The 19,652-nt window shown below is 43.3% G+C and carries 18 protein-coding genes and 1 tRNA gene; 3 read left to right on the top strand and 16 right to left on the bottom strand.

Annotated features, from left to right (window positions below):
• Positions 1-281: 281 nt before the first annotated feature.
• The 4 genes from AC5FX4_RS16875 to AC5FX4_RS16890 form a co-directional block, all read right to left on the bottom strand.
• The gene (locus AC5FX4_RS16875; RefSeq protein WP_493607485.1) at positions 282-1,457 is read right to left on the bottom strand and encodes a mandelate racemase/muconate lactonizing enzyme family protein; all 1,176 of its coding nucleotides are present in this window, start codon (positions 1,455-1,457) and stop codon (positions 282-284) included.
• Between the two features lie 8 nt (positions 1,458-1,465).
• Complete coding sequence (locus AC5FX4_RS16880) at positions 1,466-2,233, bottom strand: class II aldolase/adducin family protein (RefSeq protein WP_493607486.1); 768 nt, start codon at positions 2,231-2,233, stop codon at positions 1,466-1,468.
• A 120-nt stretch (positions 2,234-2,353) separates the two neighbouring features.
• Entirely contained in the window at positions 2,354-2,677 is a 324-nt protein-coding gene (locus tag AC5FX4_RS16885; protein WP_493607487.1) for a c-type cytochrome, read from the bottom strand.
• Positions 2,678-2,792: 115 nt separating this feature from the next.
• On the bottom strand, positions 2,793-3,335 hold the full coding sequence (locus tag AC5FX4_RS16890; protein WP_493607488.1) for a DUF2058 domain-containing protein: 543 nt from the start codon (positions 3,333-3,335) through the stop codon (positions 2,793-2,795).
• Between the two features lie 234 nt (positions 3,336-3,569).
• On the opposite strand from AC5FX4_RS16890, the gene AC5FX4_RS16895 reads away from it, so the two are divergent.
• Positions 3,570-4,718 carry an MFS transporter gene (locus tag AC5FX4_RS16895; protein WP_493607489.1) on the top strand — a complete coding sequence of 383 codons (1,149 nt, stop codon included), beginning with the start codon at positions 3,570-3,572 and terminating at the stop codon, positions 4,716-4,718.
• Here the strand turns inward: AC5FX4_RS16895 and AC5FX4_RS16900 are convergent.
• Positions 4,682-5,182 carry a prolyl-tRNA synthetase associated domain-containing protein gene (locus tag AC5FX4_RS16900; RefSeq protein ID WP_493607490.1) on the bottom strand — a complete coding sequence of 167 codons (501 nt, stop codon included), beginning with the start codon at positions 5,180-5,182 and terminating at the stop codon, positions 4,682-4,684. The genes AC5FX4_RS16895 and AC5FX4_RS16900 overlap by 37 nt on opposite strands.
• The gene (locus tag AC5FX4_RS16905) at positions 5,182-5,586 is read right to left on the bottom strand and encodes a hypothetical protein (RefSeq protein WP_493607491.1); all 405 of its coding nucleotides are present in this window, start codon (positions 5,584-5,586) and stop codon (positions 5,182-5,184) included. Before AC5FX4_RS16905 ends, AC5FX4_RS16900 begins: the two co-directional genes overlap by 1 nt.
• Before the next feature lie 133 nt (positions 5,587-5,719).
• Here AC5FX4_RS16905 and AC5FX4_RS16910 point away from each other — a divergent pair.
• Positions 5,720-5,795: transfer RNA gene (locus AC5FX4_RS16910), tRNA-Ala, on the top strand.
• A 130-nt stretch (positions 5,796-5,925) separates the two neighbouring features.
• Here AC5FX4_RS16910 and AC5FX4_RS16915 read toward each other — a convergent pair.
• Complete coding sequence (locus AC5FX4_RS16915; protein ID WP_493607492.1) at positions 5,926-7,173, bottom strand: glutamate-5-semialdehyde dehydrogenase; 1,248 nt, start codon at positions 7,171-7,173, stop codon at positions 5,926-5,928.
• Between the two features lie 3 nt (positions 7,174-7,176).
• A complete protein-coding gene (gene proB, locus AC5FX4_RS16920) occupies positions 7,177-8,286 on the bottom strand; it encodes a glutamate 5-kinase (protein ID WP_493607493.1) in 1,110 nt (369 codons plus the stop codon).
• 651 nt (positions 8,287-8,937) lie between these two features.
• On the opposite strand from proB, the gene AC5FX4_RS16925 reads away from it, so the two are divergent.
• Positions 8,938-10,800: a cation:proton antiporter gene (locus AC5FX4_RS16925; protein ID WP_493607494.1), complete on the top strand. Its 1,863-nt coding sequence runs from the start codon at positions 8,938-8,940 to the stop codon at positions 10,798-10,800.
• 42 nt (positions 10,801-10,842) lie between these two features.
• On the opposite strand, the gene AC5FX4_RS16930 is transcribed toward AC5FX4_RS16925, so the two are convergent.
• The 8 genes from AC5FX4_RS16930 to mutL form a co-directional block, all read right to left on the bottom strand.
• Entirely contained in the window at positions 10,843-11,421 is a 579-nt protein-coding gene (locus AC5FX4_RS16930) for a tetratricopeptide repeat protein (RefSeq protein ID WP_493607495.1), read from the bottom strand.
• 177 nt (positions 11,422-11,598) lie between these two features.
• Complete coding sequence (locus AC5FX4_RS16935) at positions 11,599-12,915, bottom strand: adenylosuccinate synthase (protein WP_493607496.1); 1,317 nt, start codon at positions 12,913-12,915, stop codon at positions 11,599-11,601.
• A gap of 177 nt (positions 12,916-13,092) precedes the next feature.
• Positions 13,093-13,971 carry a protease modulator HflC gene (hflC, locus tag AC5FX4_RS16940; protein ID WP_493607497.1) on the bottom strand — a complete coding sequence of 293 codons (879 nt, stop codon included), beginning with the start codon at positions 13,969-13,971 and terminating at the stop codon, positions 13,093-13,095.
• A 5-nt stretch (positions 13,972-13,976) separates the two neighbouring features.
• Complete coding sequence (gene hflK / locus AC5FX4_RS16945; RefSeq protein WP_493607498.1) at positions 13,977-15,140, bottom strand: FtsH protease activity modulator HflK; 1,164 nt, start codon at positions 15,138-15,140, stop codon at positions 13,977-13,979.
• A 103-nt stretch (positions 15,141-15,243) separates the two neighbouring features.
• Positions 15,244-16,530, bottom strand: coding sequence for a ribosome rescue GTPase HflX (gene hflX, locus AC5FX4_RS16950; RefSeq protein WP_493607499.1), 1,287 nt, complete (start codon positions 16,528-16,530; stop codon positions 15,244-15,246).
• A 21-nt stretch (positions 16,531-16,551) separates the two neighbouring features.
• Positions 16,552-16,815 (bottom strand): RNA chaperone Hfq, encoded by a 264-nt coding sequence (gene hfq, locus AC5FX4_RS16955; protein WP_493607500.1) that lies wholly within the window; start codon positions 16,813-16,815, stop codon positions 16,552-16,554.
• Between the two features lie 78 nt (positions 16,816-16,893).
• Positions 16,894-17,811: a tRNA (adenosine(37)-N6)-dimethylallyltransferase MiaA gene (gene miaA, locus AC5FX4_RS16960; RefSeq protein WP_493607501.1), complete on the bottom strand. Its 918-nt coding sequence runs from the start codon at positions 17,809-17,811 to the stop codon at positions 16,894-16,896.
• A gap of 2 nt (positions 17,812-17,813) precedes the next feature.
• The gene (gene mutL, locus AC5FX4_RS16965) at positions 17,814-19,649 is read right to left on the bottom strand and encodes a DNA mismatch repair endonuclease MutL (protein ID WP_493607502.1); all 1,836 of its coding nucleotides are present in this window, start codon (positions 19,647-19,649) and stop codon (positions 17,814-17,816) included.
• Positions 19,650-19,652: the final 3 nt, after the last annotated feature.

Consider the following 19,652-nt stretch of genomic DNA (forward strand, 5'->3'; position numbering starts at 1 on the left):
GTTTGTATGAATTTTTTCATAGTTTCGCCGCAAAGCTTTGTAGTCCAAAGCGTATAGCCAAAGTTATGTTACTGGTTCAGGGTACGTTCAACAAATAAATTATTGGTAAGAATATGAAAATATACATGCCAAATTGCGCAATAGTAGAATTTTTAAAATTAAAAAATAACAACAAAATTAGGTGGTTAAAAGCTGTAATGAAGAAAAAAGCGGGGTTAAAAAACCGGATAAAATACAATTTACCCGGTTCATGTTTAGGCGTCCAATTTAACCTAAGGTGGTTACTTTATTTCCACTCGTTGCGAGCGCATCACCACTTCGTCGTTTAGTTCAATACCAATACCCGGTGCTTCTGAGACTTTAAACACACCATTTTTAGGTTGTGGGTCTTGAATACATAACTCGCGGTTCCACTTTTTAATAGCATACGTATGGTGCTCGTGAATTAAAAAGTTAGGAATGGCCGTTTCTAAGTGTAATGATGCCGCTGTTGCAACCGGGCCGCCACACACATGGGCTTGAATACGTACATCAAAAATATCGGCGTAGTCACACACTTTTTTGGTTTCGGTGAAGCCGCCACATAGGCCTATATCCGGTTGTAATACGTCAATACTTTGATCTTCTAAGTAAGGACGCACACCCCAGCGGTTATACAAGCGCTCACCACCGGCGATAGGCACCGCCACTTTATCGGCTACTTTGGCATGCAAAGAGTGATTAAGGTAGTTCACCGGCTCTTCGTAATACATACAATCGAATTCTTCTGCTATTTCGCCAATTTGAATGGCTGAAGTGGCGCCTGGTAAGCTGTGGCATTCAAAAATAATGTCCACTTCATCACCCACGGCTTCACGGATAGCTTGCATACGCGCACGATATAATTTCATCTCAGCGCGCGAAATCAGTTTGGTACGGTCGTAATAGGTATTACCGTTTTTATCGTACATGATAGGGTCAACCTTCACCGCATCGTAACCCTCAGCTATGGCCTTCAATGCCGCTTCTGCGTATTCCTGTGGCTCAATAAGGGCTTTAAACTCACTATCCCAGTCAAACTGTAGTTGTGAAGCATAAGTTCTCAGCTCAGGGTTTACTTTGCCGCCTAACAATTGATAAACAGGCAGGTTAAGCGCTTTACCTTTGATATCCCAAAGCGCGGTGTCAATCGCGCTCATGGCTGCGTAAACTACAGGTCCCCCCCCTAAACCCCAAAAGCTTTCACGTAACATACGTGACCAAAGCAACTCGGTTTGAAACGGGTCGTGGCCAATTAAAAAAGCCTCAGCCATTTCTTTGATCATGCTTGCTGCTGCGCTATGCCCTAAGTCATACGCTAGGCCAGCCTCACCGACACCACTGATCCCTTCATCGGTATGAATACGCACAAACACGGGAGTCCATGCGGGTCTATCTGGACAATGTATATCAAAAACTTCGACGCGATTAACTTTCATATAGATTCCTATTGCGCAAAACTGGGGTCCAAACGGTAGGCTTTTCTAAGCATCGCAGGCCAGGCTAATTGACCTCCGGTACTGCCACTGTGGACAACATTTGCTTGATTGTAGATATTATCAATAATGGGCTGAGGCACTGGCACCGCTTTTTGACCTGTCGCCTGAATAGCCACTTGAATTTCACAGGCGCGTTGTAAGTCGTAAAAACGCATAAACGCATCACCCACGGTTGGACCAACGGTTAAACCGCCATGATTCACCAATAACATATGATTGGTTGTGCCTAAATCATCTTGTAGGCGCTTTTTCTCATCTGCATTGACCGCAAGCCCTTCATAGCCATGATATGAAAGTGAAGGTAACGAAAACATGGAGTGCTGGCTCAGTGGCAATAAGCCACATTCAAGACTCGCCACAGCGACTGTTTCCTTGGTATGCAAATGAATAACACAGTGGGCGTCTTCTCGTACTTCGTGAATCGCGCTGTGAATGGTAAAACCTGCGGGATTAATTTCAAACGGTGTGTCGTCAAGGATATTGCCTTGTAAATCAACCTTCACTAAGTTTGACGCAGTGACTTCATCAAAACTCAACCCAAATGCATTCACCAAATATTGATCGGTTCCTGGCAAACGAGCCGACATATGGGTGTAAATTAAATCACCCCAGCGCATATGTTCAACCAAACGATAGCAAGCAGCTAAGTCAACGCGCAGTTGCCATTCTTGCTCAGATACTTTGCCTTTTAAGTTGAGTTTAGGTAGTTCAAACATAGAGGGTCCTTACAACAACGCCCACGAATAGATGTATAGAAGTCTAAATTAGTCAGGGCGATAGTTCAACAAAATAAAAACCACCGACATGCGGTGGTTTTTTTACTGCCAAATGCGGTGTTATTTAACTTGCGATAAGTATTCCGCGATGGCATCAATTTCAGCATCAGACACATTGGCAACCATCGCTTTCATTGCCGCTGACATGCCGTTGCTACGTGCACCTGATTTAATGTCTTTCATTTGTGCCGCTAGGTAGTCTTTATTCTGACCATTAAGTTTAGGGTACATACCCATAATCGGTGCTTTACCTTCTGCGCCATGACAAGTTTGACACATTTTTGCCGTATACAATGCTTTGCCGTCGGCGGCTTGTGCTGACATTGCACCTAGCGCGGCAATTGATAACCCTAAACCACAGACTATTGTTTTTATCTTGCTCATAACATTACTCTTTTTATTAATTAATGGATAAATCCCTTACAGTGTAGACCATTTATTCAACTACACCCATGCCGCTTACGTGCGTATCAAGAGAACGGTTTTTGGCAAAACTTTCTTACCAAACTAAATCATCTGGCACTTCATAGCCTGCATATGGATCGTCATCATCAGGGCCATTGCTTTCATCTTCCACATGGAAAACAATATACTTTTCATCCACTTCCGCAATTTTCCTAGCCGGTTCATCTTGCAGCACGTAAAACTGCTCTTCTAACACACAAATTGCTAATCGACCTTTTGCTAACGCCTGTTTTGTTTGTTCGTTTACATCAAGCTCTTTCACTTTGTTTTTATAGGTAAAGTTAAAAGTCACATCGCCACGAATCGCATCCTGATTATGGTGTTCCAGGATCTGCTTAACACGCGCCACTTGCTCTTTCTCTTTCAGTTCAGCCTGCTTCGCTTTGTTCAGCTCTTCGGCTTTCTTCTGTTGCTCTAGTTTTGTTTGCTCAATATGTTTTTGTAGATCGCTTGGATCACTGGTCGCGCCCTTTTTCTTTTTCTTCTTTTGTGCTTTGCGCTTTTCCGACTTAGCAACCTTAGCTTGATGCTCGGTCGTTAACCCTGCTTTGAGTAGCTGCTCTTGTAATGAACCCATTGTGCATGCTCCATGAAATACGTTTTGTCATATTCTAACGCAGTGGTTTTTTTTGACCATATACAATAGCCGTTGTTAAGCCATTTTTTCCGCTTTTGTTGTAACTTATCAAAGCACAGCAAGCAAGATCATGATTTAGCGCAAAGAGTGGCTAAGTAATTGATATAAAACTGTCCAATTGGCGAAATTAACGGCATAATATTCATTCAATTGCGTGTCATAAAAAATGGACTTATGCCTTTTCTTCAATTACTTCTTGCGTCTGTGTTTATTTTTTTCGTGTTGTACGCTCCACAGCCTTTGCTCGCAACGTTTGCCCAAAGTTTTAACGTATCTATGGCAGCCAGTGGTGGGTTGATGTCCGTTACTATGCTCCCTCTTGCCATTGCCCCAATTTGCTATGGCCTGATATTTGCTCGTAAGAATCCGCTGATCATTTTAAAAATAGCCATGCTGATACTCGCAATAAGTAGTTTACTGTTTGCTTTTGCTCCGTCTTTTGAGTTGTTGCTGAGTATTCGTTTTATTCAAGGCCTCACCCTACCTGCGGCGCTCACAGCCATGACCGGCTACATTGGTCAGCAATACAAAGGCACACTGCTGCAACAAAATATGACCCGCTACATTGGCAGCTCTATTCTTGGAGGGTATTTAGGCAGGATGTTAGCCGCCAACTTTGCTAGTTGGTTTTCATGGCAAAGTTTTTATTACGTTTTGGCAGCCTCATTATTTATCATGGCGCTATGTATTAAACCAAGCAGCACACATGCCCCCTCTCATCAAGCCGCGTCACCTCGAGCTTATTTAGCACCACTAAAACAAGCAGTACTTGTGCGATTATTCTTATGTGTATTTTGTATGTTTTTTTGTTTTGCGGCGCTGCTCAATTACCTGCCGTTTATTTTGAAAACCGAGTTTAATATTACTGACCCAAAGCAAGTAGGTTGGGTTTACACTGGCTATTTAATTGGTGCAGTATTAGCAATGAGTGCCCCCTATGTGAGTAAGTTTATTAGTGATCAATGGCTATTTTTAACTAGTTTATTTTTGCTTTATTGCATCACTTTAGTCGCGATGCATCTAAATACACTCATTGTGTTTTTCGTCGCGTTTACGGTGTTTTGCGCCTGTATGTTTATGATCCACTCAAGCGCGGCGCCACTGGCTAACAAACTTAGTGATGCACCCGCAACCGTTACCAATGGGGCATATGTCTCGTTTTACTACAGTGGTGGCGCATTGGGCTCATTTTTACCAGGGTTAGTCTTGCAGTACATGGGTTACCACATTTTCTTAATGGCGCTGCTGTGTATTTGCGCAATTGGCTTTGGTTTGAGCTATCTCACCTACACACAAGGCACATCAATCAAAACTGGCGTATGACCCGTAAATTGCCAAAACTGCTGTAGCTGGTCTTTGCTCAACACCCAGGTTTTGTCATTATCAAGCGGATGACATTGCCATAGCTCTGCCTGCCATAATCCCTCATCAATCCACAATTCAACTTGCTGCTGCGTATCGTTGATTAAAGCAAGCGCAGATACACAACCGGGTTTGAGGTGTAAATATTGTTCTAAGCGTTCAGCGGATGCGAAACCAAGTCGCGATATTTGCTGTTGTTGTGATAATGCTTTTAGGTCCACTTTCAAATGCGCACGTAGTAGTAACAAAACATGGCGACGGCCGTAATTGTCCCTTAAAAACAAATTCTTAATTCGAGTACCCGCTCGCTCAAGATTTAACCTATCGGCGTCTTCACAGGTCGGTAAAGGCGCATGCTCATATTTAAGTGGTTCAATATTTAGTTGCTGTAAAGTCAATGCGAGCTGTTGTTGTGCACTTGTCATTACAAACAAGTGCCTCTTAATTGCACGCTACGTTGGCGCCAATAAACTTGTTCAATCTCGTAACCACTTGGGCAATAGCTTTTTGCTGCTAGCTCGTCTTTTAAGAGCTCTACAGCCCGCTCTTCCAACTGAAGCTTCAACTCTGGTGAATCTTCCACTCGCTGAAATTCGGCAAACTTTCTAAGCTCAGAGCGTGACATGGGTTTGTTGGCGTTTACTTTTACATGGGGGGTTGCTTCCACCGTCACGATATACACGAACAACTGAGCACCTGAGTTTTCCGTTTTGGTATGGAGCTTTTGTTCAACAATCTGGAATTCTGGCTGCTCTGGCGCTGATACACATCCTGATAAGGCCCAAAAAACGATACTTAAAAATAAAAAGTTGAATTTGTTCAAATACATTGGCAACAATACGAAATGAGAATTTCGTTCAGTCTATCAAAGGTGCGTTTAAAAATGTGAAAATTTTTTGCCCAAGAAGTCTTGACGGAACTTACAAAAACCTTTAAATTTCGCTTCGTTCAAAACGGAATGTGGGGCTATAGCTCAGCTGGGAGAGCGCCTGCCTTGCACGCAGGAGGTCAGCAGTTCGATCCTGCTTAGCTCCACCACTTTCCTCTTTTACCTCCTCGTAGAACATCAAATTAATCCTTTATATTAAAATATTCCCTATTGTTTCTGTCAGTTTTAGGCACAAAAAAAGCGGACCTAATTGCCCGCTCTGAATAAATTGCTGTGGTACTAATCGCGCACTTGCCCTTCACCGTTAACTAAGAACTTTTCTGTCGTTAACGATTCTAGGCCCATTGGCCCATAAGCGTGAAGCTTCGTAGTAGCAATACCAATTTCCGCACCTAACCCAAGTTGTGAGCCATCTGAAAAGCGCGATGAAGCATTCACCATCACCACCGAAGCGTCAACACTGCGCTGAAATAGCTCTCCAGTTTGAACATTTTGAGTACAGATCACCTCGGTATGGTGACTACCAAAACGATCGATGTGTTCCAGTGCCGCATTAAAGTCATCAACAACTCGAATAGCCACTTCAAGGCTCAGGTATTCTTCACCAAATTGCGCTTCATCTATCACATTCGCGCCTTCAAGGTACTCTGCAGCTTTGCTATCTGCATTGATCACAACTTGCTTATGTGCAAATACCTTTTGTAAGCGAGGTAAAAAAGTAGCCGCTACCGACTTGTGCACAACAATCCCCTCAAGAGCATTACAAACACCTGTGCGTTGAGTTTTGCCATTAAGTGCCAACTTAAGGGCAATATCTAAATCAGCCTCGTCATCAACATACAGGTGACACACACCTTTAAAATGCTGGATCACGGGAATAGTACTATTTTCAGTAACAAAGTTAATCAACCCTTCTCCACCACGAGGAATGATAAGGTCGATATACGCTTTTTGCTGCATCAACTCCATCAACAGCGCGCGGTCAGGGTCCGGTACTACCGTGATAAGCGCACTGGGTAAATTATGCTGTTCAAGTACTGAATGCATCACTTTTGCAATCGCTTGAGAGCTTTGTAATGCTTCTTTACCACCACGTAAAATTACCCCATTACCCGATTTAAAGCACAACGCCCCCGCATCAGCCGTTACGTTTGGTCGCGCTTCATAAATCATGCACACAACACCAAGGGGCACACGCATTTTACTGATTTTAATGCCATTTGGTCTGACTCCCATATCCCGAGTTAAGCCAACAGGGTCGTCTAACTCAACAATGGTTTTAATGCCATCCGCCATATCTTGAATTCGTTCAGGTGTCAGCGTTAAACGGTCGATCATGGACGGCGCTAACTGATTATCGCGAGCGTGTGAAAGATCATGTTCGTTAGCAGCTAAAATAGTGTCAGAATTTGCAACCAAAGCATTGGCCATATCGCTCAGTACGGCATTTTTTTGTGCCGTGCTCAATAACGCTAACTGCTTTGCTGCTTTCGCTGCTTGTTGTGATAAATCTGTAATTAAACTCATGAGTTACGACTTCTCCAAAATTGCGATATCTTGTTCTGAAATAACGGGGCCTATGCTTTGCTGTAAATGCCCATTATCTGCTGTTTGCTCTTGCTCTGCTAAAAAGTTCAGCAAACAGCTACTGTAATTGGTTGTGGCTTTAGCTAAGCGCTCACCTTTTTCTGTGCGCACGAGCACCGTGTCTCCGACCGAAAATTCTCCGTTCACCTGAGAGATATTTTCTGCACCGAGCGGCTCGGCGTGATCTTTAAGCTCTTCTGCATAACCGTGTTCAACCACGATCTCCCCTTGCTCTGATGCGGTATGCGTCATCCAATGCTGTTGCGCGTGCATCGGTTCATCGTACGGTAAAAAGACCGTGCCGGGGTTTTCACCCTTGAGTAACTTCTCGAAAGTTTGCTCTTTAAAACCGTTTACTATGTATGTGCTTATGCCATGTGATGTTGCTTTCTCTGCAGCTTCAATTTTTGTTTTCATCCCGCCGGTGCCAACTTGACTGGTTGCGCATCCAGCCATGGCATAAATATCTTCCGAGATCTCCGCTACCTGAGGGATCAGCTGGGCATCTTCATGTAAGTTTGGGTTTTTATCATAGAGACCATCGACGTCAGAGCACATCAACAATATGTCCGCATCCGCAGCAGCCGCAACCATAGCCGACAGGTTATCATTGTCGCCAACTTTAAGCTCGTCAGTGGTCACCGCGTCATTTTCATTGATAATAGGTAAGATGCCATGTTCAAGTAAAGTGAATATCGTTTCACGGATACTGTTATATCGCTCAAGATCTCGTAAATCACCGTGTGTTAATAATATTTGCGCCGATGGAAAATCAAAAAACCGATCCCATGTTGCCATCATTTCGGTTTGCCCTGCGGCGGCCATGGCTTTTTTTAATACCACTGATGAATTTTTAGGATCTGCTGGAAACAAGTGAGATCCTGCCGCTACAGAACCTGAAGAGACCAAAACCACTTCTTTGCCCATAGCACGGCAACGCACAATAAACTGGGCAATGGTCAATAAATAGCGAGCTCTACAGCCATCTTGGTCTGGTGCAATTAATGCGCTACCAATTTTTATCACTATGCGCCGAGAATTAGAAATGTTCATACTGTTTCCTGTCGTTACCTTTACTTAAAATTAATTCACCATACAGAGTAAAGATCTGCATGAGTGAGTAAAAACAACCAGAGTCGAACAATATATATACAGCTTACGCGTTCACACAAAAGTGCCCAACACTGGCTGTCGCTTTACTAAAATTTGGATTGTGACCTTACTCTTTTAGAGCAATGTCGAGCCGTTTTCAGCAGGTACATCATGGTTTGATGAGGCTGAAAAGACCTAAGCCGCAATGAATGATTGCGCAAAGAATTGTTAAGTTGTTGAACAGCACACCATAGAATTAATGTTCATCAATTACTACTTCGTACCGAAAGCTAGCTCACTATAGTTGCTATAGCAAAACCAAAGAGACTTTTTGGTGACTCGCACCAAACGCTTTATAGCTTAACGTAAATTGTAGAAGCCTTTCAACTGAGAAACGAAATTAACGCTTATAGTGATCATAAATAGAATAAATAAATCTTTATAGGTACATTGGATTGTGTAGATATGATCCATTTTTCCCCATAAGAACTATGGTTATAAAATTATATTTGGTTTTTCTTCAAGGGCACAGTCGTAGCTACCACATAACTGTGATATAACCCATTGAATACCATATCAACTTTGTTAACTTAATGGTTAACTGGAGAATGTATGTCAGCTATTTATATTGCTGGAATAGCAGTTTTTTCGGTACTTGCACAATGGCTCGCTTGGGCATTAAAAGTACCCGCTATCTTGTTTTTATTATTGATTGGCCTAATTTTAGGCCCGCTTACCAGTCAGTTGAGTCCAGATGACTTGTTAGGAGACTTGCTATTACCTGTGGTCTCTTTGTCAGTTGCCATCATATTATTTGAAGGCGCACTCACACTTCACTTCAGAGAACTGAAAGGCATTGGCCGTATTGTTCGTAACTTGTGCTCTATTGGTATGTTCGCCACTTTCGTGATCGTGGCATTAAGTGGTTACTTTGTGCTTAATTTGGATTGGCGAGTCGCCGCAGTATTAGGGGCAGTATTGGTTGTAACGGGGCCTACCGTCATTGCCCCCATGCTCAACGCTATGCGCCCAACACAGAACATTGACCGAGTGCTGCGCTGGGAAGGAATTGTTATTGACCCAATCGGTGCACTGTTTGCCGTACTCGTATTTGAAGCAGTCAGCTTTGTGGGCCAAGGTGAGGTGTTAAGCCATACACTCATTGCATTGTTTTCTACTCTGGGAGTGGGTTTAAGTGTGGGCATTGTAGCCGGTTGGATAACCAGTGCGTTGATCCGTCGAGAATGGCTGCCCTATGAGCTACATAAGTTTGGTATTTTAGCACTCGTCTTGTTTAGCTTCACCGCTTCTAACCACCTTGCTCATGAATCCGGTTTATTGGCCGTCACCATATTTGGCATATGGCTAGCTAACCAAGATGACTTAGAGATCGATTCTGTGCTGGAGTTTAAAGAAGATCTCTCGATGATATTAATATCTAGTCTCTTTATTTTGCTCGCTGCACGTTTACAGCTAAGCGATTTAATGCTACTAGGCGTAGAGACCTTTATCTTTTTAGCTATTGTGCTGTTTGTAGCACGGCCTATCTGCATCGCTATATCAACATATAATTCCGACTTACCACTCAAATCACGAATATTACTCTCTTGGATAGCACCTCGAGGCATTGTTGCAGCAGCAGTTGGCTCTGTATTTGCGCTAAGCATGATGGAATCACAAATTACCGATGCCAATAAGCTGGTGCCTTTGATTTTTACGGTGATCATTGTGACTGTGGTTTTGCAAAGCTTAACTGCGACACCGCTGGCAAGATTACTTGGCGTGCGTCAACCTAGTCCAAATACCATGCTGATAATCGGTGCTAATCATGTTGCACGTGCCATAGCCAAGGGCTTGAAAGAGCAAAATATTGACGTTTATCTATCCGATCCGGCTTGGGAAAACTGTAAAATGGCAAGAATGGATGGGCTACCCTGCTACTATGGGAATCCTCAATCCGAGCATGCTGAGCGTTATCTGCCTCTGACTTCGATTAACTCCGTATTGGCACTTTCTCCAAACCGTCATCACAATGCGTTAGGGGTTCAGTACTTTTCACATTTATTAAATGAACAAAGCGTATTTTCTCTACGTTCATCTACCAACCACGCTAAAGCAAACAAAGATAGTGCGACATTCCTGTCCAGACAAATATTATTTGGAGAGCAAGGCTACTACGCACGACTCAGTAGCTTGATAGCAAAAGGTGGCAAAGTGAGTGCGACTCGCTTATCAGAAGAATTTGATTGGAACCAATATCAAGAGGTCAACAAAGAAGCGATACCGTTATTTATTATCACAGAAACAGGCAACGAAGAAACACAGCAGATCAGGCCATTTGTGATAGACAACAAAAAACCGCCTATGCAAGGCGAACGTATCGTTGCCCTACAACCTCCTAAAATGTCTGTATTGAAAGAACCAACTCAAAATAAAGATACGCACACATCGCTGGGAGAAAAATTAGGCAACTAACCAGCACGCTATCAGGGTCATCAAACACTTGATGACCCAAGGCTACATAGGAAGGCGCGCTCGGCGAATGGCGCTTTGCGGCATTTTCTGTGCTAACAAAGCAAGCGCTTGCTCGATTTGCTTATGTAACGTTTTGTCAGCAACCGCAGAATGAAATAGCCAGCGATACGCATCTTCGTAATCTCTCGGGCTGCCATATCCGGCATTAAATAAGTTAACTAAACGCAACTGTGCATTTAGGTTCCCTTGTGAAGCCGCCTCTCGTAAATAAACCACCGCCATCGCTTTATCAGCTTGTACAAGTTGTCCAACATCGTAATAGCGTCCTAGCTGTTCAAGCGCAGAGGATAAACCTTGCTCGGCAGCTTGACGCATGTAGTACAAACCCAGCTCGACGTTTCGATCAACACACACGGCATAGGCGAGCATATCGCCATATAAGAACTGATAAGATGGCAATGCCATTGTCTCGGCGCGCGCTTCAATATCTTTGACTAACTGACATTCGTCATCTTTAACACGCTGTAAGTGCTGGTTATTCTTAATTAATTCTATTAATTCTGCTTGCGTATACAAAGGCACCGCAGTAATTTGCTCCTGCGCTATCACAGTTGTACTCATCAAGAACGCTAAACAGCACCACTTTTTAATCATAACTAACCCAGTATCTTTGACATGCTCTCAAAATATATACAAAGAACATACCAACAATGATCTTTCATTAAGTTCTTTCGAAGTTACCCTAATTATAGGCACAAAAAAAAGCTGCATTAAGCAGCTTTTTTCATTTAACTGTGATTACGCGCCAAATGGGTTGCGTACGATCATAGTCTCAATGCGGTCTGGACCTGTTGAAATAATATCAACTGGTACGCCTGTAATTTCTTCTAAACGTTTGATGTAGTTGATAGCCGCTTGTGGTAACTGCTCAATTGCAGTCGCACCAAACGTATTTTCGCTCCAACCAGGCATCTCTTCGTATACTGGCGTTACTTTTTCATAGCCTTCTGCAGCCAGAGGCGTAACGTTAGTCACTGTACCATCTTCTAACTGATAGCCAGTACAGATCTTGATAGTTTCAACGCCATCCAAAACATCTAGCTTCGTTAAACAGAAACCTGAAATACTGTTAATTTGCACAGCACGACGCATTGCAACGGCATCAAACCAACCTGTGCGGCGTAAACGACCAGTCGTTGCGCCAAACTCATGACCTTTCTCACCCAAGTGCTTACCAACCGGGTCTTGCTTATCTTGGCCATCATAAAGCTCAGTTGGGAATGGGCCTGAACCTACGCGTGTCGTGTAAGCTTTAACAATACCTAAAACATAATCGAGATGTAGAGGACCAAAGCCTGCGCCTGTCGCCACACCACCAGCCGTAGTGTTAGACGACGTTACATATGGATAAGTACCGTGGTCGATATCTAGTAACGTACCTTGAGCACCCTCAAACAGAATGTTATCACCAGCTATACGTGTTTGGTCTAGTAGCTCAGTGACATCAACAACCATTGACTTCAAGATTTCAGCAACCGCCATTGCATCATCAAATGTTTTTTGGAAGTCTACAGCATCAACTTTGTAGTAATTTACTAATGTAAAGTTGTGGTACTCAAGTACCTCTTTCAATTTCGCTGCGAATTGCTCTGGGTTAAATAAGTCACCAACACGAAGACCGCGACGAGCCACTTTATCTTCGTATGCTGGACCAATACCACGACCCGTTGTACCAATTGCTTTTTCGCCACGAGCAAGCTCACGCGCTTGGTCAAGTGCAACATGGTAAGGCAAGATTAAAGGACATGCTTCACTGATCAACAAACGCTCACGAACCGGCACGCCACGCTCTTCCAGCATACCAATTTCTTTCATCAATGCGTCCGGTGCTAATACCACACCATTACCAATCACGCATTTTACGTTATCACGTAAAACACCAGATGGAATTAAGTGCAATACCGTTTTCTCACCGTTAATTACCAAAGTATGGCCAGCGTTATGACCACCTTGATAACGAACAACTAAAGAAGCTTTATCTGTTAGTAAGTCTACAACCTTACCTTTACCTTCGTCACCCCATTGGGTGCCTAATACAACGACGTTTTTACCCATTGCAAATTCACTTAGAAAAAATTAGGCGCAGATTTTACCAGAAAAGCAGGGAGGAGATCATCCCGTTTTGGTTGTTTTTTCTTCATTCACGAAAATAGTGTGCAAAATAACTGATATAAAACAAAAAAAGCTCTGAATAATTTCAGAGCTTTTCAAATTTAAGCAACAAAATTAGTATTATCTACCCTTTGCAGCTTTCATGTAGTCAAAGAACTCACTGTCAGGTGATAACACCATCACGTCACCTTTGTCTTTGAAAGTTTGTCTATACGCTTCTAAAGAACGCACAAAGCTGAAAAACTCAGGGTCTTTGTTGTAAGCATCAGCATAAACCTTCGCAGCCGTAGCATCACCTTGACCTTTTACAGCACGTGCATTTCGTTCTGCATCAGCAAGCATTACAGTAACGCGGCGGTCCACCTCAGCTCGAATTGTTTCTGCTTTTTCCTGACCTTCCGAACGGTGTTCTTTTGCCACTGCCGTACGCTCAGCACGCATACGTTGGAAAATAGAGCTACTGACTTCATTAGGAAGATTGATTTGCTTAACGCGCACATCCAGTACTTCTATACCTAACTCCTGAGCACTTTCAGAAGCTTGCACAAGTGCCTCTTCCATTAACTCACTACGCTCACCAGACACAATCTCGCGAATAGTGCGCGAACCAAAGTTGGTTCTCAAGCCATTGTTCACTTTTTGTTTCAGGAGTGTTTCTGCATATTGCTTATCACCACGAGCGCGCAAGTAAAAGGCACTAAAGTCGTTCACACGCCATTTTACAAATGAGTCAACGATTAAGTCTTTTTTCTCACTTGTTACAAAGCGATCTGGTGCACCATCGAGTGTTTGAATACGTGCATCTAGTTTACGAACCTGACTGAAAAATGGCACTTTAAAGTGCAAGCCCGGCGCATAAACAACAGCATTATCATCAGCGTCTTTTTGAACTTTACTAAAAAGTAAAACAATCGCTCGCTGACCTTCTGTAACAACGAATACCGACGAGAACGACATCAATACAGCGGCAAGTAAAATCACAATACTAAAATTCTTCATTGCGCTTATCTCCCGTTGTTAAATCTGTCTTGTGAAAAGCGGTCGCCACCACTATTCACTGAACTATTGCGCGATTGACCTAAAGTCTTACGTAGCTCGTTGATGTCATTTTTACTTGGCAAGGTTACCTGACTTCCAGAACCACTTTGACCCATGATCTTATCTAATGGCAAATACATCATGTTATTACCACCTTTTACGTCGACAAGTACCTTGGTGCTGCGACCTAGTACATCTTCCATCGCGTCGATATATAAGCGCTGTCTCGTTACTTCTTTTGCCGCTTGATATTCAGGCAATAGTTTTTCGAAACGTTCAACTTCACCTCGAGCTTCTAAAGTAACACGCTCACGATAAGCTTCCGCTTCTTGAGTCATACGCGTAACTTGACCACGTGCTCTTGGTTCAATTTCTCTCGCATACGCTTCAGCTTCACGAATGAAACGCTCTTCATCTTCTTGCGCAGCAATCGCATCGTCAAACGCATCTTTGACTTCTGATGGCGGACGAGAATCTTTAAAGTTCACGTCAGTCACTAGAATACCTAAGTTATAAGGTTCGATGATTTTGTTTAATTCGTCCCAAGTTCTTTGACGCACGAGTTCACGACCCGTCGTCAATACTTGGTCCATTCGAGAATGACCAACAACATAGCGCAGCGCACTATCTAGCGACTGTTGAAGGCTGTGATCCGCATCGGTGACACTGAATTTGTATAGTCTAGGATCCATGACACGATACTGAACCTCAAACTCAACGCTCACCACGTTTTCATCTTCCGTCAACATAAAACCAGATGCTGACAGCGAACGCACTGCTTCAATATCAATTGGAATAACTTGTTCTATGAAAGTCATTTTCCAGCGCAAACCCGGCTCAGCGATGCGATCAAATTGACCAAATTGCAGAACAATACCACGTTCAGCTTCTTTGACTGTGTAAATACCACTCAATGCCCAAACAACTAAAGCGATAAGAAAAATAAAAGTAACACCGGCGCCACCTAGACCACCACCATTGCCTCCGGACTTACCGCCAAATAGACCACCAAACTTGTTGCTGAATTTACGGAATACCTCGTCTAGATCAGGTGGGCCTTGATCCCGACCCCCGCGGTTTTTCCACGGATCGTTATCATTGCCATTATTACCCGGTTCATTCCAGGCCATAGCTATACTCCATTGTTATTAAAGTTAATTAGGATAAATCTAACAAATCTGTCGCGTTTCTCATACCCAAATGCGTACAAATCTACATTTTTCTGGTTAAAATTTATATTTCTATAAACTTTTCGATTTCCATACCTTGTTCTTTTTTGAGTCTTTCCCAATCTACAGCCGGTAAACGTACCGATACCAACCAGTTGCCCGACTCATCATATCCCTCTTGCTGGACCGCATTTAAATTAAATAGCGCTCCTCTTAAACGCCCAAAAGCAGGTGGAATACGTAAGGTATGATTAAAAATCTTTTTAGCCAGCAATTGTGATATTGCCTCTGATAACAGCTCTGTTCCTTCACCACTATGCGCCGACAACCAAACACGGATCGGTTGACCTTCATCATTGTAGTCAATACGTGGCCTAACGTCCTCGAGCAAATCAATTTTGTTGTAAACCAACAACTGTGGGATTTCGTCAGCTTCTATTTCCTTTAACACAGACTGCACTTCTGCGATATTTTCTTTGCGTCGATTATCTGCCACATCAATCACATGAAGCTGCAGATCCGCCTCTCGAGTTTCTGTCAGAGTCGCTTTAAACGCCGCCACTAAATCATGCGGTAAATGACGAATAAACCCCACCGTATCGGCAAAAATAACCGGGCCGATATCATCTATATGGAGTTTGCGCAAAGTGGGATCAAGTGTTGCGAAGAGCTGATCCGCCGCATATACGTCTGAATTGGTGACTAAATTAAACAAGGTTGACTTACCCGCATTGGTATATCCAACCAGCGACACCGTAGGCACTTCATTACGACTACGCGCTCGACGGCCTTGCTCACGCACGGTTGCCACTTTATCTAGTCGTTTACGAATACTTTTAATTCGTTCTCGAAGCAATCGTCTATCTGTTTCAAGCTGAGTTTCACCGGGGCCACGTAACCCGATCCCCCCCTTTTGCCTTTCCAAGTGCGTCCAGCCACGGATCAATCGTGTAGAAATATGGCGCAACTGGGCAAGTTCAACTTGTAACTTACCTTCATGTGTACGTGCACGTTGGGCAAAAATATCCAGAATCAAAGTCGTCCTATCGAGGACTCGGCATTGACATACTCGCTCTAGGTTTCTTTCTTGAGAAGGACTCAGTTGGTGATTGAAAATTACGACATCTGCATTGTGGATTTTGACAATCTCAGCGATTTCTTCTGCTTTACCTGTTCCGACGAAAAGCTTGGCATGTGGTGCTTGGCGACTGCCTTGCACAACCGCCAAACTGCTAACACCTGCTGAAGATACCAACATTTCCAATTCGCGAAGATCTTCTCGATCTCCTTCGTTTTGAAAGTCGATATGCACTAAGACTGCCTGTTCGCCGGCTTCATAACGGTCAAACAAGCATTACGCTCCTAAAAAATATTAAAAATTACCATCGTCGTTGTGCTCACTGCCATCAGTACCAGTTGCACTTTGGAAATTAACCGCGCGTGCCGGCACAACAGTTGAGATAGCGTGCTTATAAACCATTTGGTTTACTGTGTTTTCTAATAAAATAACAAACTGATCAAATGATTGAATTTTACCTTGCAATTTTATGCCGTTAACTAAAAAAATTGAAACAGGAATGCGCTCACGACGTAAGACATTCAAAAACGGGTCTTGTAACGATTGGCCTTTTGCCATTTTCTTTTCCTTCGTTCTAGGTGTTATTATTAGTTTCGCCGTTAATAAATCTAAGTAGTTTGATTTAACAACTACATATTAGCTTAGCGAAGTTAGTACACGTTGCAAGTTTTGTTGGTCATCGGTTTCTAACCAAGTTACATCAGGCCATCCTCTCAACCAAGTGAGTTGCCTTTTTGCAAGTTGCCTTGTGGCTGCAACGCCTTTGAAAACCATTTCTTCGTAGTCGCACTCTCCAGCTAAATGCTCCCACATTTGTCGATATCCGACACAGCGAATCGATGGCAGATCAGAATGTAAATCACCTCGTTGATATAAGGCCAAAACTTCGTTTTTAAACCCTTGTTCCAACATTATTTGGAATCTTTTTTCGATACGCTCGTGTAGAACTTTACGATCACTTGGCGCAATCGCAAACTGGTGAAATTCATAAGGTAAAGGAGGCTGTTTTTGCTGTTGCAACTCAGTCATCGTTTTACCAGAGATACGATACACCTCTAGGGCTCGATTAATACGCTGAGAATCATTCTCGCTGATTTTTTCAGCCGCTTCTGGGTCTATCTCTGCCAATTGTTTATGTAATGCGGGCCAACCCAACATGTTGGCTTCTTGCTCAAGTATTGCGCGCTCTTGAGGATCAGCCTCTGGCAATGGAGAGAGACCTTCAATCAACCCTTTGTAATACATCATCGTCCCACCCACTAAAATGGGAACCTTACCTTGTTGGTGTAGCTCATCTATTTGACGACAGGCATCTTTGCGAAAATCTGCCACCGAATAACTTTCACTGGGATCGAGAATATTAATTAAGTGATGTGGCGCAAGCGCAAGTTCATCCGCATCTGGTTTAGCTGTACCAATATCCATTCCTTTGTATACTAAGGCTGAGTCAACACTGATGACTTCGGTATTTAACCTTTGGCACAACTCTATTGCTAACGCTGTCTTACCAGCTGCTGTTGGTCCCATCAGGGTGATAACAGGTAACTTACTCAACTCTAAAACTCTTGCGGTAATAATTGTAAAAACATCTTATGGTCTATTTTAACTGCTTTTTCCTGAATGCGCGCCAAACATTTAGCACTTTTTTCCATATATTGCTGAACTTTAGTAAATTGCTCAGATATAAAGTATTTTTCAGGCGTATTTATCGCAAGCCAGCTTAGCCAACTTTCAATACTGTCATGACGACTCGAACAAGCGTCTAATACCTTTGAAATAAACACACCAACGTCAATATTATACAGGCTTACGGGCAGCTTTTTAACCATCACATAACCGCCGAAACACTGTAGTTCAAAGCCCAACAAGGTCAACCAAGATTGCTGCGTTGTCAGTAAAGCTATTTCTGAAGACTCAAGGTTAACGCGCACAGGTAAAAGTAACGCTTTGCTTTGCAAACTAGCATCTTGTTGTAATTGCTCTAGCCAATATGGTTCTAATGCATACTTACAGTGTGAAACGTATACTTGAGCTTGCTTTGACAATAAAACCGCACCATCTGCAATTGGTAAAAGTGATGTTACATGCGTAGTAAACGACGCAATATCCTCGGTTTCCACAGGTTGCTCAAACTCGTTGGCTTGATGATAACTCAACCCTTGATAGAGTTGATTAACATTATATTGGCGCGAGCTCTGCGTTTTTTGCTCCGCTCGGCTAACCCCTCCCGCTGTAGACTTGCTCGATTGACTCGGCTCACTGTCAAATGTTGACGACCAATTTGTCGGCGCATTTTCTGGTGACGACACCATATGTGAATCAAAGCTTGGCCGCAGACTACTTCGATAACTGTTATGGTCAGCCTCTGCAACGAAAGAAGAAGCCCCAACTTCTTGAAAAGTCTGCTCTGCGGGTGTGACTGCTTGCTTGATTGCTTGCACGATAAAATCATGCACCAATCGCGCTTGATGAAAACGCACTTCATGTTTTGCTGGATGCACATTGACATCAACCTGCCGAGGATCAATTTCCAAATAGACGACAAACCCCGGTAGTTCTTGTTCTCCAATCATCTCCTCAAAGGCTTGACGGATCGCATGCAGAATTAGCTTATCACGCATCATCCGCCCATTGACGTAAGTGTACTGAGTGCTATTACTACTTCCAACAGGCAACACCCAAGCAAACAACATCAATCCTTCAGAACCGGATTCTATGAAGGTGGCTTGTTGTTCAAATGCTTTTCCCGCAACCTGAGCAACGCGCTTAACACCTTCCTCGCGTGTGCGCGCTCGATACTGGCGCACTACTTTTTGGTTATGTGTTAAGGTAATTGCGACATCAAAACGACTCAATGCTATACGTTTCACAAGTTCATCGATATGACTAAACTCGGTTTTTTCTGTACGTAAAAACTTGCGTCTTGCTGGTGTATTGAAAAACAAGTCTTTTACTTCAATCGTGGTACCATTTGGATGTGCTGTTGGTTGCACTTGCACCGCCATATCTCGCCCTTCGGCAAAAGCTTGCCAAGCAGTTTCTTGCTCTGCAGGCTTAGAACTTAGAGTTAAACGCGAGACCGAGCTGATCGATGCCAGTGCTTCGCCTCTAAACCCTAACGATGCAATACACTCTAAATCATCTAGGCTTTTCAATTTACTTGTCGCATGGCGCGACAATGCTAATGTCAGTTCGTCTTTTACAATACCATGCCCGTTGTCACGAATTCGGATCAACTTGTGACCACCTCGTTCAATATCTATATGTACTTTGGTCGCCCCAGCATCGATGCTATTTTCAACGAGTTCTTTAACCACAGAGGCTGGGCGCTCTACTACTTCGCCGGCAGCGATCTGGTTAGCAAGGCGAGCAGGCAACACTTCAATTGTCATTAG

The organism is Pseudoalteromonas sp. ATL1, assembly GCF_058933015.1.